This is a genomic window from Novosphingobium rosa NBRC 15208, assembly GCF_001598555.1.
GTDB classification, from domain to species: Bacteria; Pseudomonadota; Alphaproteobacteria; order Sphingomonadales; family Sphingomonadaceae; genus Novosphingobium; species Novosphingobium rosa.
In genome coordinates, this window is record NZ_BCZE01000036.1 from 1 (window position 1) to 13,352 (window position 13,352).

The 13,352-nt window shown below is 65.6% G+C and carries 15 protein-coding genes; 7 read left to right on the plus strand and 8 right to left on the minus strand.

What is annotated here, in order from left to right; all coding sequences use genetic code 11:
• The 5 genes from tilS to SR3_RS30645 all read right to left on the minus strand — a co-directional run.
• The coding region (gene tilS / locus SR3_RS14390; RefSeq protein ID WP_245653923.1) for a tRNA lysidine(34) synthetase TilS at positions 1 to 485 on the minus strand (485 nt) is incomplete at its 3' end.
• Positions 476 to 1,474: a tetratricopeptide repeat protein gene (locus SR3_RS14395; protein ID WP_307561507.1), complete on the minus strand. Its 999-nt coding sequence runs from the start codon at positions 1,472 to 1,474 to the stop codon at positions 476 to 478. The genes tilS and SR3_RS14395, both read right to left, overlap by 10 nt.
• Before the next feature lie 201 nt (positions 1,475 to 1,675).
• Complete coding sequence (locus SR3_RS14400) at positions 1,676 to 2,710, minus strand: helix-turn-helix domain-containing protein (RefSeq protein WP_068087287.1); 1,035 nt, start codon at positions 2,708 to 2,710, stop codon at positions 1,676 to 1,678.
• A 158-nt stretch (positions 2,711 to 2,868) separates the two neighbouring features.
• Positions 2,869 to 5,172 carry a phosphoenolpyruvate--protein phosphotransferase gene (ptsP, locus tag SR3_RS14405; RefSeq protein WP_068087291.1) on the minus strand — a complete coding sequence of 768 codons (2,304 nt, stop codon included), beginning with the start codon at positions 5,170 to 5,172 and terminating at the stop codon, positions 2,869 to 2,871.
• Between the two features lie 392 nt (positions 5,173 to 5,564).
• Entirely contained in the window at positions 5,565 to 5,720 is a 156-nt protein-coding gene (locus SR3_RS30645) for a YdcH family protein (RefSeq protein WP_084455577.1), read from the minus strand.
• A gap of 477 nt (positions 5,721 to 6,197) precedes the next feature.
• Between SR3_RS30645 and SR3_RS14410 the strand changes: the two genes are divergently transcribed.
• The 6 genes from SR3_RS14410 to SR3_RS14435 all read left to right on the plus strand — a co-directional run bounded on the left by SR3_RS14410 (position 6,198) and on the right by SR3_RS14435 (position 10,104).
• Positions 6,198 to 6,395, plus strand: a complete 198-nt coding sequence (locus SR3_RS14410; protein ID WP_068087292.1) for a YdcH family protein — start codon at positions 6,198 to 6,200, stop codon at positions 6,393 to 6,395.
• Positions 6,396 to 6,551: 156 nt separating this feature from the next.
• Positions 6,552 to 7,034, plus strand: a complete 483-nt coding sequence (locus SR3_RS14415) for a DUF1465 family protein (RefSeq protein WP_068087295.1) — start codon at positions 6,552 to 6,554, stop codon at positions 7,032 to 7,034.
• 28 nt (positions 7,035 to 7,062) lie between these two features.
• Positions 7,063 to 7,941, plus strand: coding sequence for an MBL fold metallo-hydrolase (locus tag SR3_RS14420; protein ID WP_157098858.1), 879 nt, complete (start codon positions 7,063 to 7,065; stop codon positions 7,939 to 7,941).
• Positions 7,942 to 8,071: 130 nt separating this feature from the next.
• On the plus strand, positions 8,072 to 9,058 hold the full coding sequence (gene nadA / locus SR3_RS14425) for a quinolinate synthase NadA (RefSeq protein ID WP_068087468.1): 987 nt from the start codon (positions 8,072 to 8,074) through the stop codon (positions 9,056 to 9,058).
• Entirely contained in the window at positions 9,058 to 9,420 is a 363-nt protein-coding gene (locus SR3_RS14430) for a hypothetical protein (RefSeq protein WP_068087298.1), read from the plus strand. The genes nadA and SR3_RS14430 overlap by 1 nt, the downstream gene beginning before the upstream one ends.
• A gap of 111 nt (positions 9,421 to 9,531) precedes the next feature.
• Positions 9,532 to 10,104 carry a carboxymuconolactone decarboxylase family protein gene (locus tag SR3_RS14435; RefSeq protein WP_068087301.1) on the plus strand — a complete coding sequence of 191 codons (573 nt, stop codon included), beginning with the start codon at positions 9,532 to 9,534 and terminating at the stop codon, positions 10,102 to 10,104.
• A 256-nt stretch (positions 10,105 to 10,360) separates the two neighbouring features.
• Here the strand turns inward: SR3_RS14435 and SR3_RS14440 are convergent, their stop codons facing one another.
• Together SR3_RS14440 and lipB are read right to left on the minus strand one after the other, a co-directional pair.
• Positions 10,361 to 10,681: a hypothetical protein gene (locus SR3_RS14440; protein WP_068087304.1), complete on the minus strand. Its 321-nt coding sequence runs from the start codon at positions 10,679 to 10,681 to the stop codon at positions 10,361 to 10,363.
• Positions 10,682 to 10,707: 26 nt separating this feature from the next.
• Positions 10,708 to 11,394 (minus strand): lipoyl(octanoyl) transferase LipB, encoded by a 687-nt coding sequence (gene lipB / locus SR3_RS14445; RefSeq protein WP_068087307.1) that lies wholly within the window; start codon positions 11,392 to 11,394, stop codon positions 10,708 to 10,710.
• A 99-nt stretch (positions 11,395 to 11,493) separates the two neighbouring features.
• Between lipB and SR3_RS14450 the strand changes: the two genes are divergently transcribed.
• The gene (locus tag SR3_RS14450) at positions 11,494 to 12,399 is read left to right on the plus strand and encodes a glycerophosphoryl diester phosphodiesterase membrane domain-containing protein (RefSeq protein ID WP_068087309.1); all 906 of its coding nucleotides are present in this window, start codon (positions 11,494 to 11,496) and stop codon (positions 12,397 to 12,399) included.
• A 253-nt stretch (positions 12,400 to 12,652) separates the two neighbouring features.
• Here SR3_RS14450 and SR3_RS14455 read toward each other — a convergent pair whose 3' ends face one another.
• Entirely contained in the window at positions 12,653 to 13,282 is a 630-nt protein-coding gene (locus SR3_RS14455; RefSeq protein WP_068087311.1) for a class I SAM-dependent methyltransferase, read from the minus strand.
• Positions 13,283 to 13,352 lie beyond the last annotated feature (70 nt).

The window sequence follows — 13,352 nt, forward strand, 5'->3', positions numbered from 1 at the left end:
AGGCGGGTGGCGGGCACCAGCCCGCGCTCACGCACGCCCGCCAGCCCCGAGACGCCGCTGGCGCGGTTGAGGCGCATCACCAGCGTCTCGACCTGATCGTCGGCATGATGGGCCGTGGCGAGGGCGCAGAGCCCTTCCTGCTCCGTCCATGCAGCCAGAGCGGCATAGCGGGCGTCACGGGCCTGCGCCTGCACATTGCCATCCTCCACGCTGACCTCCAGCGTGGCGTGGGGCACATCCAGCAAAGCGCAAATGCGGGCGACTTCGGCGGCCTCGGCGGCGCTTTCGGGGCGCAATCCATGGTCCACCGTGGCGGCGGCCACACGGCCCGGCAGGGCGGCATGAGCGATCAGCAGCAGCGCGAGACTGTCCGGCCCGCCCGAAACGGCGAGCCCCAGAGGGGACTCGCCTTTCGTGCTTTCAGGCCAGATACGCGTCAGGTCCGAAACGAAGCGTTCGGCCTCGGCAGCAAAACTCAGTTGCACGCCGCTTTTCTGCGGGTCTCGTCATACTGGCTGCGCAGCCGCCCGGCGGCCTCGGTCTTGTAGGTGTCGGAGAATTCGCCCAGCGCGATGCAGGCGCGGCTGCTGTCCTTCAGATCCACCATGGCCTGCGCCAGATAGAGCAGGCTGTCGGCGGCGCGGTCGCCACGCTTGTTGCCCTGATAGTTCTGCAGGAACCAGTTGGCGGCCTCGCGCGGCTGGTTGTCATCCAGATAGGCGCGGCCCAGCAGGTTCTTGGCGTAGGACACGCGCTTGTGGCGCGGGTATTTCTCGAGATAGAGCTTCAGCTGCTGCGCGGCCTCGGGGTAGAACTTGGCCTCCCACAGCTTGAAGCCATAGGTGTATTCATCCTCGCCCGGATCGTCGGTCTGCGGCTTGACGATGGCCTTCACCGCCGCGAGGCGCGCTGCCGTCGGCTTGGCGGGCGGCGTCGGCGCGGCGGCCACCGGGGCGGGCTTGGGCTTGGCCACCGGCGGGGGCGGCGGCGTATAGGCCGGCTGGCTGGCGGGCAGCGGCGTGGCGCCCACATCCGGCTGCGGGCCGGTGTAGGGCGGCGGCGTCACAACGGTGGAGGAGACGCCGGGGGCCGAGGGGGCTGCGCCTTCCAGCTTGCGCAGGCGATGCGTGAGATCCTCGACCTGAGCCGTCAGGCGGGCGTTCTGCCCTTCGAGCGCGTCCATGCGGGTCAGCAGATCGGTGACCGGCGTGGTGGCGGGCGAACCGGGCTGAGGCGTGGGTGAGCCGGTTTGCGGCATGGTGGACGCCGAACCGTCGGAAGGGAAGAATTTCGGATCGCCGCCGGGGAAGACCTGGCGCTGAAGGGCGCGCACTTCGGCCTCCAGCTTGCGCAGGCGGATTTCCTCCACCGTGCCTTCCTGGGCATGCACCACCGGCACCGCCACCAGCGATGTGCCGCAAGCCAGCACCGCCAGCATCACCGCACGCAGCTTGCCCCGCCGCATCTCGTTCATCGTCCGTTGCTCCAAACAGGCCGTCTGGCCCATAGCAGCCTGCGACCGGCGACCCCGTCGACCTCAGGCTTTTTACAAAACTGATCGTTGATGCATCAGGGACGCCGCTCTTGTCGAGCCGCGCCCCCCTGTGATGCACCGCTTTGCGCCGGAACGCCCCGCTGCAACTGTGGATAGCGCAGGGGGGCCTTCACGAAAAGATCAGGGATTTCCCCCATTTGCAGCCGGAGGCGTGATCAGCGGCACGCCAGCGGGCAGCACGCCGCCAGCCGTCACCGTCTCACCCCTGGCCTTGTGACGGCGCGGATGGGGCGCGGCATGGCGAGGCGCGGCAGGCGCCGCACTGGCGCTCGGGCTGGGTGAAGCGCCGGGCGTCGCGGAAGGCTGCGGCCCAGGCTGGCCAGAAGCCTGACCGGATGGCGCAGCCGAGGGCTGGGTCGCAGGGGCCGCATTGCCCCTTGCGTTCAGCGCGGCGGCGGTGACGGACACATCCTTCACCGTCTTCATCTCTTCCGAGATCTTGGGCACGCTCTGGCCACCGATGGTGATCGTCAGCAACTCGGGATGGCCGGTGCGCAGCTTGGGATCATGGGCATCGGCGGGAACGGTGTAGCTCTCGCCGTCCTTCAGCACCTTTTCCGTCAGCGTCTTGCCGTCGCCATCGTAGAAGCGCACCCAGACGCCGGTGCCCTGCGCCGTGAAGACCACGTCGCCGCTGGGCTGCGCAGGCTTGGGCGCGGGCGCCGCAGGAGCGCCGCTGGCCGTGGCCTGAGGCGTGGGCGTTTCGGCCGGCAGCAGCGAGGGCAGCTCGGCTGCCGGACTGTAGTAATTGTTCCACCAGACATAGCCGCCCACTGCCGCGACCAGCGCCAGCACGCCCGCCACCCAGGCAAAGCCCGAGGAGGGCACGCGCGCGGGATCTCCGGGCGTGAAGGCCGGGGCCGGAGGCGCCTCGGCCTCGGGCATGGCGCCGGAATATTCGGCGCGCATGGCGGTCACGATCTCGGCGTCATCCAGCCCGACAGCGCGGGCATAGGTGCGCGCAAAACCAAGCGCATAGGTGCGCCCGGGCAGCGCGGCGAAATCGCCCACCTCCAGCGCCTCCAGATGGCGTTCGCGGATACGGGTCTTTTCCCCCAGCTGCTCCAGCGAGAGGCCCGCCGCCTCACGCGCACCACGCAACCGCCCCCCGGCGGTCAGTGCTGACTGCTGCTCATTTTTGTCTTCGGCACCCATGTGCGATCCCGTTTTCGATGTGTCCGCAAGCCCGGGCCAGAATCAAGGCCAGAGCGGTAAAAAAGTCAACCGCCAAGCCGGGTTGGCAGCGTGGAAATCGTTGAAGTGAAGCGCTGCGCAAGGCCCCCGGTCCGGCCCGATGCGCGGCGGATGCAGGTTTAGTCGAAGGTGATGCCCCTCGCCTGTGCCCAGTCCAGCAGCCGCGCCCGCAGATCCTGCGCCGGTTCATCGAGCAGGCGGTTCATTTCCTCCTCGATTTCATGGAGATGGACCTGCCGCAGCATGCTCTTGATCGGCCCCACCGCCGCCGGCGTGATCGACAGGCGGCGGATGCCCAGACCCAGCAGCGCCAGCGCCTCCAGCTGGCGCCCGCCCATCTCGCCGCAGACGGTCAGCAGCGTGCCATGCTGCTGGCAGGTGCGCGAGACCCGGCGCAGGAAGCGCAGGATCGCCGGGCTGAGCCAGTCGTAACGCTCGGCCAGCTTGGGGTTGGAGCGGTCCGCCGCGAAGAGGAACTGCGTCAGATCATTGGTGCCCACCGACAGGAAGGTCAGCTTGGGGCACAGCACATCGAGCATTTCCGCCAGAGCGGGCACTTCGAGCATGGCGCCGAACTTCACAGCCTCGGGCAGGGCCTTGCGCTGGCCGCGCAGCCAGGCGAGCTGGCCGTCGAACACGGCTTTCGCGGCATCGAACTCCCATGGCTCGGAGATCATCGGGAACATCACATGCAGCGTGCGCCCGGCCGAAGCTTCCAGCAGGGCGCGGGCCTGCACCTTGAGCAGCCCGTCGCGTTCAAGGGCGACACGCAAAGCGCGCCAGCCCATGGCCGGGTTTTCCTCATTATGGTCTTCGTCATGACGCAGATAGGGCAGGCTCTTGTCGCCGCCGATGTCCACGGTGCGGAAGACCACCGGCTTGTCGCCCGCCGTATCCATCACATCGCGGTAGAGCCGCGTCTGGCGCTCGCGGCTGGGCAGCGTGGCCGAAACGAGGAACTGGAATTCGGTGCGGAACAGGCCCACGCCATCGGCGCCCGTCAGCGAGACATTGGGCATGTCCTCGCGCAGGCCGGCATTGACCATCACCGTGATGCGCTCGCCACAGGCGGTGACCGGCTGCATGTCGCGCAGGGCGGCATAGGCGGCCTGGCGCTCGCGGGTCTTGGCATGGCGCTCGTCGAAGGCGATGCCCATGTCGCGCGTGGGGCGCACGAAGGCGATGCCCTGATCGGCATCGAGCAGCAGCGGATCGCCTTCGCGCACCACACCGCGCAGGCTCTTCACCCGGCCCAGCACCGGAATGCCCATGGCGCGCGCCACGATGATGACGTGAGCGGTCAGCGAGCCTTCCTCGAGGATCACGCCCTTGAGCCGGCGCTTGTCATACTCCAGCAGCTCGGCGGGGCCGAGGTTGCGGGCGATCAGAATGGCGTCATGACGCAGCCCCATGCTGGCCGCCGTGCCCAGCTGGCCCGAAACGATGCGCAGCAGGCGGTTGGAGAGATCCTCCAGATCATGCATGCGGTCGGCCAGCAGCGGATCGTCGATCTGGCGCATGCGCATGCGGGTGCGCTGCTGCACGCGCTCGATCGCCGCCTCGGCGGTAAGGCCGCTGTCGATCGCCTCATTGATGCGGCGGCTCCAGCCTTCGTCATAGGCGAACATGCGATAGGTTTCGAGAACCTCGTCATGCTCTCCGCCACCGCCGAATTCGGCCTGCGACGCCATGCGGTCGATCTGGTCGCGCATCTTGTCGAAGGCCATATAGACGCGCTGGCGCTCGGCCTCGGTGTCTTCGGCGACGATATGCTCGATGGTGATGCGCGGCTGGTGATAGACCGCGACGCCCGCCGCCAGGCCCTTCACCAGCGTGAGGCCGCGCAGCTGTTCGGGCCCGGTCAGCGATGCGGCGAGGCCGAGAAAATCCTCCTCATCGACCAGCTCGGCATTGGCGATCAGTTCGGACAGCACCATGGCCACCGTCTGCAGCGCCTCGATCTCGATCTCCTCATAGCGGCGCGGATCGACATGCTGCACGCAGAGCACGCCCACCGACCGCTCGCGCCGCACGATGGGCACGCCCGCGAAGGAGTGGAAACGGTCCTCGCCCGTTTCGGGGCGATAGGAAAAGTCGGGGTGGGCCGCCGCCTCGGCCAGATTGAGCGTCTCGTTGCGGGCCGCGATGCTGCCGACCAGACCTTCGCCGATGGCCATGCGGGTGACGTGGACCGCCTCCTGCGCCAGGCCGCGGGTGGCGAACAGCTCCAGCATGCCCTCGCGCAGCAGATAGATCGAGCAGACTTCCGAATGCAGGCTCTCGCCGATCACCTCGACCACGGTGTTCAGCTTGGCCTGGGCGTTCTGGCGGCTGGCCATCACCTCATGCAGACGCGTGAGAATGGTGCGCGCCGCGCTGACGGCGGAGGAGGAGTTCACGGGGCCGACAGGAGCACTGGTCATAGCCATGGCCTAGCCGAAAGCGCGGCGAATGCAATGCGCACAAGGTGGCCACACCCATGAATTCACATGCAGCGGCCCGAAGCCGCAGAACAAATGTTGCTTCCATGCGTTTCAGGCATGGCTGTCATGACCTTGTCACTGAAACCGGCCTATCAGGCCAGTGCAAGAGGGCGATGCAAAAGTCGCTGAAAAGCAACGGCGCCCCGGGTTACAGGCCGGAGCGCCGCGCATTGGCAGCTGAGGCGCAAGCGCGCGGGCAAAGCTCGCGCTGCATGATGGTTGAGCCGCATGGGATGGCCGATCACGCCACAACCATGCGCACGCAATCCATCAGCGCGACGTGAAACCTGCCGCCTGTTACCTGCCTGCCGAAGATCGGATCGAACCGGCTGCTATTGCGCCAGAAGTTCATCCTTGATGCGCAGCTTGGCGCGTTTGAGCGACTGGATCGTCACGGGATCGGGGAGAGGTCGGGACATTTCCTGATGGATACGGCGCTCCAGGCCGGCGTGCTTGGTTTGCAGGGCAGTGTAGTGCGATGTTTCCATGAGCTACTCTCCTTCTCGAAGGCCGCGAGACTTGATCGGTTCGGCCTTGGTCGGTTGGAAGGGGCGCGTGGCAAGCCTGCCCTTTATCGGCAGCCTGCTCGGGGCCCGGTTCACCCTCATGTCCGCTGGTCCTCGGGAGAGGCTACCCCCAAAGGGGCGTTCAGCAGATACATCCGGCACAGACCCTTTGGGGATCCTTCCCTTTATGGGCCCTTCTGTCCGGTCGTCGGCACGTCTTTTTGCGTTTTTCGCGCTGTTCCCAAGGCGTTCCTGAGGCGACGACCCTGTCGCCCTTCCTGCGGTGCCAGTTCCGACTCGGCAAGGCACTGTGCCTTCCGTGATTGTCATAGAGCCACATCGCGCCTATCCTGCCAAGGCCTGTGGCGGTGAGCCGCATGTGATTGCGATGAGTTGTCCTTATATGCCCCCCACTATGCCTCACGCCGCCTTTCCCTCTTGCGCCCGAGACCTGTGACCATGACCGAGGAAGAACTGCGCAAGCGGCTGGAAATGCTGCGAATCGAGCATCGTGATATGGATGCCGCCATCGATGCCCTCAGTGGCGCGGGCAGCCAGGACCAGTTGCAGATCGCCAGGCTGAAAAAGCGCAAGCTGCGCCTGAAGGACCAGATCAGCCAGATCGAGGACTATCTGATCCCCGACATCATCGCCTAACCCGAAAGGGGCACCGCCAGCGCTGGCAAGCCCTACTCCGGATAAACCCTGATCCGTGCCATTTCGGGGCCTTTTGCCAAACGTCCCGTTTCGGGACCATCTTGCGCCAAGGCCCCATTTGTCAGAGCCGCCCCGCCCCGGTTAACAGGGCATGCGATGACCATCACCAGCACTCTCAATGCCCGGATCGTGGAAGGGCTCTATGCCGAGGCGCTCGTCCTCTCGGATGAGGTACGCAGCGTCTTCGACCTGTCGGGACGGATCGAGGCGACCGGCTCGAATGAGGACGCGCTGCGTATTGCGCTCTCTTGCGAGGCTTTGCGCACAACCACGCGGATGATGCATGCCATGGCCTGGTTGCTCAACCACCGCGCCTTCTTCATGGGCGAGTTGAGCGCCTTCCAGTTGCGCCGTTATGGCAGGCTTGCGCCGGACTTCCCCACCGCCGATCCGATGCGGATGATGATGTTCGATGCCTCGGTGCGCGAGCTGATCACCGCCACCGAGCATTTCTACGCCCGCCTGCTGCGCATCGACCAACAACGGCGCGAGGAGTATCGCGGCACCGGCCCTTCCGGGCTCGACAGGCTGCGGGCGCGGCTCGATTCCCTGACCCAAAGCACAGCCGGCGCGGCGTAACCTCGACAAGCCCGGCCATGCTCCCCATATGGGAAGCATGGCCCTGCCCCCCCAACCCTGGCCCACCGGCCTTGTCACCCGCCCCGAACCGCTGGTGCGGCGCATTCTGGCGCCCAATGCCTCGCCCTACACCTACACCGGCACGCAGACCTATCTGGTCGGCACCGATCAGGCCGTGGTGGTGATCGATCCAGGCCCGGCGGAGGAGGAGCATCTCGACGCGCTGGTGGCCGCCATCGGCGGCGCGCAGGTTGTGGCCATCGCCTGCACTCATACCCATCGCGATCATTCCCCCGCCGCGGCGCCTCTGGCGGAACGCACCGGGGCCCCGATCATCGGCTGTGCCCCGCTGACGCTGGAGGATGAAGGCCCCCGCGCCGACGCCGCCTTCGACGCCAACTACCGCCCCGACCGCATTCTGGCCGATGGCGAGCAGATCGCCGGCCCCGGCTTCACGTTGACCGCTGTCGCCACGCCGGGCCACACCTCCAACCATCTGTGCTTCGCGCTGGAGGAGAGCGGCGCGCTCTTCACCGGCGACCATGTGATGGGCTGGTCGACCAGCGTGGTCTCGCCGCCCGATGGCGATATGGGCGCCTATATGGCCAGCCTTGAGCGACTCTATGAGCGGCAGGACCGCATCTATTACCCCGCTCATGGCGAGCCCATCGAAAAACCCCGCCAATTCGTGCGCGGCAACATCGGCCACCGCCGCCAGCGCGAGCGCCAGATCCTGACCCTGCTGGAGGAAGGATTGAGCGACATTCCCGCGCTGGTCGCGCGCATGTACGTCGGGCTGGACTCGCGGCTGGTGGGCGCGGCGGGACGTTCGGTGCTGGCACATCTGCTCGATCTGATCCGGCGCGGGCTGGTGCGGCAGGAGGGTGAGAGCTTCGCGCTGATCTGAATGGGACCATGTGCATCCCGGCAAAGCCGGATGGCAAACACAATGATAATCACTCGCAATTGGTGTTTTCCCTTGGGAGAAGCGCCAAGGCTTCCTAGATGGGCGCAAATTCATCGAGGGAATGCCGTTCATGACCGCCCAGCACCCATCGCTCGTTGGCATCGACATCCGCGCCGAGATCGAGCGCCTGCGCCGCGAGAAGAATGTCGTCATCCTGGCGCATTACTATCAGAAGCCGGAATTGCAGGATCTGGCCGATTTCGTCGGCGATTCGCTGGAACTGAGCCGCAAGGCCGCCGAAACCGATGCCGAGGTGATCGCCTTCTGCGGCGTGAAGTTCATGGCCGAGGTCGCCAAGATCCTGAGCCCCGAAAAGACGGTGATCCTGCCCGATATGAACGCGGGCTGCAGCCTTGAAGATGCCTGCCCGCCCGCACGCTTCAAGGCCTTCCGCGAGGCCCATCCCGATCATATCGCGCTCACCTACATCAACTGCTCGACCGAGGTGAAGGCGCTGTCGGACATCATCGTGACGTCGTCCTCGGCGGAAACGATCCTGCAGCAGATCCCCAAGGACCAGAAGATCATCTTCGGCCCCGACCGCCATCTGGGCGGCTATCTGTCGCGCAAGTTCAACCGCGAGATGCTGCTGTGGCCCGGCGTCTGCATCGTGCATGAGGCCTTCAGCGAGACCGAACTGCTCAAGCTGAAAGCCCAGCACCCCGGCGCGCCCATCGCGGCTCACCCGGAATGCCCGCCCACCATCGTCGATCACGCCGATTATGTGGGCTCCACCAGCGGCATCCTCAACTACGCCAAGGCGATGACCGGCGACACGCTGATCGTGGCGACCGAACCGCATATCATCCACCAGATGCAGCTGGCCATGCCCGACAAGACCTTCATCGGCGCGCCGGGCGGAGACGGCAACTGCAACTGCAACATCTGCCCCTACATGGCGCTCAACACGCTGGAAAAGCTCTATATCAGCCTGCGTGATCTCAGCCCCCGCATCGAGATCGAGGAAGGCCTGCGCCTCAAGGCCAAGCACAGCCTCGACCGCATGCTGGAGATGGCCAGCGGCTCGGTCGGCAAGGGCGATCTGGGAGCGAAGTGATGCGCAGGCTGGTCCGGCGGCTGGCATGGAGTCTCGCCGAGCTGGCCTGCTTCACCGCACTGGCCGCTGGCGGCTGCGTGCTGTTCACCCGCCATGCCCTGAACCAGGGCGCGCTCGCCATTCAGCCATGGGGCTGCATCACGGCCCGCGATGATCCAGCGCTGATCGACCGCACGCTCACCCTCCAGATTCAGCTCTGGAGCGAGCGGCGCCCAGCCACCGCCGCGCTCCCCAGGCACACCAGTGGCCTGATCGCCCTGCTCGGCCTGCGCCTCGGCTTCAGCCAGAGCGACAGGCATGCCCTCGTCGTCGGCATGCTGGCCACCACGCCAATCTGTCTGTCGAGACCACAGTACATCTGATCACCTCCTGTGTTCAGGGGGCCAAATTTCTTCTTGGCGACCAAGCCCCTCCCATGGTTACTTCGCAGATGCAGCACCACCCCCCCCCTCGCTGCATCAGAAGGAGTCCCCATGCGCCTCCCCCAACTCGATCACACCACCCTCGAAGGCGACCAGCTGGCCCTCTATGAGGATATGAAAGCCGGCATTCACAAGAACTTCGCCGGCTTCACCGCCATCGACAACAAGGACGACCTGATCGGCCCCTGGAACCCCTGGCTCAGCTTCCCGCAATTCGGCGGCCCGGTGTGGAAGCTGGTGCTGGCGCTGGGCGACAACCCCGTCCTGCCCAAGCCCATCCGCGAGATCGGCATCCTCGTCACCGGCGCGCATTTCCATTCCGCCTACGAGCTTTATGCCCATATCCTTGTGGCCAAGCTGCGCGGGCTTTCGGACTCCAAGGTCCGCACCATCAGCAGCGGCAACCGCCCCGCCGACCTCACCTATGAGGAAGGCCTGGCCTATGATTTCGCCTTCGCTCTGGTGAACGGCGGAATCGTGCCGGAAATCCTGTACCAGGAAGCCGAACAGGCCTTCGGCCGCGATGGCACGGCGGAGTTCATCTATCTGGTCGGGCTGTACTGCATGGTGTCCACCACGCTGAACGGGTTCAAGGTGCCTTTGCCGGAAGAGGAAGACCTGTAAGAAAAGGAAAGTGCGAGGGGGTTACCCCCTCGCGCTCCCGGAACGTCTTCCGACGCTCGGGCCGCGGCACCGCATCGCCACGCTCAACCTCTCCACCAGCACAACAGAAAGGCGCCGCAGGCAGGAAGCCCCGGCGCCTTTTCTCATTTAAAAGCCTGCGGCGCAGCGACGTTAGCCCTATGGCCGAACCCCTGACGCCAACGCAGACAGTAAAGGGAGCGCGAGGGCGATGGCCCTCGCCTCTTCCTGCTAAACCTTACTGCGAATCCGCAGGCTTATCGGCAGGCTTATCCGCCCCGCTCTGATCGGCCTTCAGCGCATCCATCGCCTGCTTCAGATCGGCGGCATCGCTGGTGGCGTCCTCAGCCGCCTGCGAGCCGACATCCTTGCGCGGCGCGGGCGGCGGGGTGGAGGTGGGCGTTTCGACCGGCACCATGGAATCGCTGACCGTGGCGGACAGCACCTCGCCCTCTGCGGAGCGGGAATCCTCGGTCTTGTCGGGCTTGCCGTGGCAGGCCGACAGCGACAGGGCAGCGGCCACCGCCAGCAGAAGCGAAGAAGTCTTGAGAGCGGGCATAGAGTCCTCAGGCAAGATCAGGGGGGTTAGCCCCGGGGGGGACAGGGCTGGTCGAGCATGGCGAGGAACTCGTCCGCGCGCGCCAGCAGGGCCTCATCCCATTGCACCGCGGAAACCTTGATGCCAAGCCTTTCAAGGCTGGTGACGCCTTTTTCGGCGATGCCGCAGGGCACGATGCCCGAAAAATGGGTGAGGTCGGGCGAGAGATTCACCGAAAAGCCGTGCATCGTCACCCAGCGGCGGATGCGCACGCCGATGGCGCCGATCTTGGCTTCCGAGCCGTCGATATCGCGGGTCCAGATGCCCACGCCCGCGTCCGATCGCCAGCTTTCCACGCCGAAATCGCGCAGAGTGGCGATCACCCAGCTTTCCAGCGCGGAGACGAAGCCGCGCACGTCGCGCTTGCGCTTGGTTAGGTCCAGCAGAACATAGCCGATGCGCTGGCCGGGGCCGTGATAGGTGTAGCGCCCGCCACGCCCGGCCTCGACGATCTCGAAACGCGGGTCCAGCAGGTCGGAGGCCGCCGCGCTGGTTCCGGCGGTGTAGACCGGCAGATGATCGAGCAGCCAGATCAGCTCTCCCGCCGTGCCGTCGGCGATGGCGGTGTTGCGCGCGGTCATGGCGTCGAGCGCCGCGCGATAGGGCACGGGCTCGGCTTCGTGGCGGAACTCGATGGGGTGGCTCAGGGCGGCGGTTTCGGGACTCGGCGACATGGGTGATTGCCTGAAACGATTTGCCGTGGTTATCAAGGGGGCATAGTGAACCCTGCGCCATGCGGGGCGTTCAACGTGCCACAAAGGGGGCCCACACCAATGCGTTTCGATGGCAATCTGGCCTGGCAGCAGGCCGTTCGCCTGTGCAGCGCCAACAAGGAACTGCTGCTGGTTCTGGCCGGCGTCTTCTTCTTTCTGCCGGGCGTGACCTCGGCCTTCTTCCTGTCGGGCCTGCAGGAAGATCTGATGCGCAACATGGCCGCCGCCAACCAGCAAGACCCGAAAGCCATGTTTCAGGCGCTGAGCGGCATCTATGCCCAGATGGGCCCCTATATCGTGGGGCTGCTGCTGGTGCAGACGGTGGGCACCATGTCGATGATGGCGCTGCTGACCGATGCGGCGCGGCCCACGGTGGGCCAGGCCATCCTGCTGGGCCTGAAGCGCCTGCCGACGGTGTTTGGCGTGGGGCTGCTGCTGATGCTGGGCTATGTTCTCTCTGGCATGGTCTTCGTGCTGGTGCTGGGCATTCTGGGCGCCATCGTCGGCGTGGCGACCGGAGCCGCGGCAGGCGCAGGCGCCATGAGCGCGCCCGTCATCATCATCGTGGCCATCGGCACGGCAGGCTTTATCGGCTTCCTGATCTATGCCGTCACCCGCCTGTCGTTGACCCTGCCCGCCATCGTGATCGACCAGATCGCCAACCCATGGCGCGCCCTGCGCCGCTCATGGGCGCTGACGCGCGGCAACACCGCCACGCTGCTGGGCTTCTATCTGGTTCTGATGGTGGCCTATGCCGTGATCGGCATGGTCGTCTTCATGCTGCTGAGCACGCTGGTGAAGCTGGGCACGCCGCAATACAGCAAGGCCTATTTCACGGCGAACGGGCTGGTTTCGGGCCTGATCAGCGGCGTGGTGAGCATCCTGGCCAGCGCGATAATCGCCGCCGTGCATGGACAATTGGCCGGCGGGGGCGGGCGGGAGTCTTTGTCGGAGACGTTTCGGTGATTTAAGGAAAAAGAGGAATGCGAGGGCCATCGCCCTCGCGCTCCCGTTAATGTCCACGGAACGCCTCGGGCTCGGCCACAGAGCTAACGTTGCCGCGCCGCAGGCTTTTAAACGAGAAAAAGGCGCCGGGGCATTCCTGCCTGCGGCGCCTTTTCTGTGCCCATGGGAAGGTTGCGCACCCTTGGGATACCACTGCCCTATCGTCGGAAGACGTCATGGGAGCGCGAGGGGGTAACCCCCTCGCATCTTCCTGTTATGCTTCGTCCTTCCAGCCCCAATAAAGGAAGCACGGCGGCACGTTGATGAACTCCATCGCATTGTCGATGCGCGAGAAATGCCGCGCCATGAAGTCGCGCGCGCGGGAGGTGAACTGATAGACCAGAAAGGCCCCGCCCTGGCGCAGCACGCGATGCGTGGCCGAGGCGATGGCTGGCCCCACGCCATCCGGCAGGGTGGAGAAGGGCAGGCCGGACAACACGTAATCGGCATGATCGTGACCATGGGCGCGCACGATCGCCTCGACATCCGCCGCCGAGCCGTGGACGGCCACGAAGCGGCTGTCGGCGATGGTGGCGTTGAGATAGTCGATGAACAGCGGGTTCGTGTCGATCACGATCAGCATGCCGTCACGACGCAGACGGCTGAGAACCGGGCGGCAAAAGGTGCCGACGCCGGGGCCATATTCAACGAAGAGCTTGCATTCGTCCCAGTTCACGCGGGACAGCATCTTGTTGATGGTGAAACGCGAGGAGGGCACGATCGAGCCGACCATCACCGGGTTGCGCAGAAAGCCTTCGAGAAACACGCCCCAAGGCCCGAGGCGGCGCTTGATCCCGGTTTTGAACCGGTCGAGGGGCGCCTCGCGGACAAGTTCACCTGTCATCTTTTCGTCGTTTCCCTGAGCTATCGTCTTCGATGTTGGGCCGTGATGTGCCCATTTGCTCCGATGAATG

Excerpts from the sequence above, each read along its gene's own strand:
- SR3_RS14395 (WP_307561507.1), bottom strand. The coding sequence starts at position 1,474 with ATGAACGAGATGCGGCGGGGCAAGCTGCGTGCGGTGATGCTGGCGGTG.
- SR3_RS14400 (WP_068087287.1), bottom strand. The coding sequence starts at position 2,710 with ATGGGTGCCGAAGACAAAAATGAGCAGCAGTCAGCACTGACCGCCGGG.
- ptsP (WP_068087291.1), bottom strand. The coding sequence starts at position 5,172 with ATGACCAGTGCTCCTGTCGGCCCCGTGAACTCCTCCTCCGCCGTCAGC.
- SR3_RS30645 (WP_084455577.1), bottom strand. The coding sequence starts at position 5,720 with ATGGAAACATCGCACTACACTGCCCTGCAAACCAAGCACGCCGGCCTG.
- SR3_RS14410 (WP_068087292.1), top strand. The coding sequence starts at position 6,198 with ATGACCGAGGAAGAACTGCGCAAGCGGCTGGAAATGCTGCGAATCGAG.
- SR3_RS14415 (WP_068087295.1), top strand. The coding sequence starts at position 6,552 with ATGACCATCACCAGCACTCTCAATGCCCGGATCGTGGAAGGGCTCTAT.
- SR3_RS14420 (WP_157098858.1), top strand. The coding sequence starts at position 7,063 with ATGGGAAGCATGGCCCTGCCCCCCCAACCCTGGCCCACCGGCCTTGTC.
- nadA (WP_068087468.1), top strand. The coding sequence starts at position 8,072 with ATGACCGCCCAGCACCCATCGCTCGTTGGCATCGACATCCGCGCCGAG.
- SR3_RS14430 (WP_068087298.1), top strand. The coding sequence starts at position 9,058 with ATGCGCAGGCTGGTCCGGCGGCTGGCATGGAGTCTCGCCGAGCTGGCC.
- SR3_RS14435 (WP_068087301.1), top strand. The coding sequence starts at position 9,532 with ATGCGCCTCCCCCAACTCGATCACACCACCCTCGAAGGCGACCAGCTG.
- SR3_RS14440 (WP_068087304.1), bottom strand. The coding sequence starts at position 10,681 with ATGCCCGCTCTCAAGACTTCTTCGCTTCTGCTGGCGGTGGCCGCTGCC.
- lipB (WP_068087307.1), bottom strand. The coding sequence starts at position 11,394 with ATGTCGCCGAGTCCCGAAACCGCCGCCCTGAGCCACCCCATCGAGTTC.
- SR3_RS14450 (WP_068087309.1), top strand. The coding sequence starts at position 11,494 with ATGCGTTTCGATGGCAATCTGGCCTGGCAGCAGGCCGTTCGCCTGTGC.
- SR3_RS14455 (WP_068087311.1), bottom strand. The coding sequence starts at position 13,282 with ATGACAGGTGAACTTGTCCGCGAGGCGCCCCTCGACCGGTTCAAAACC.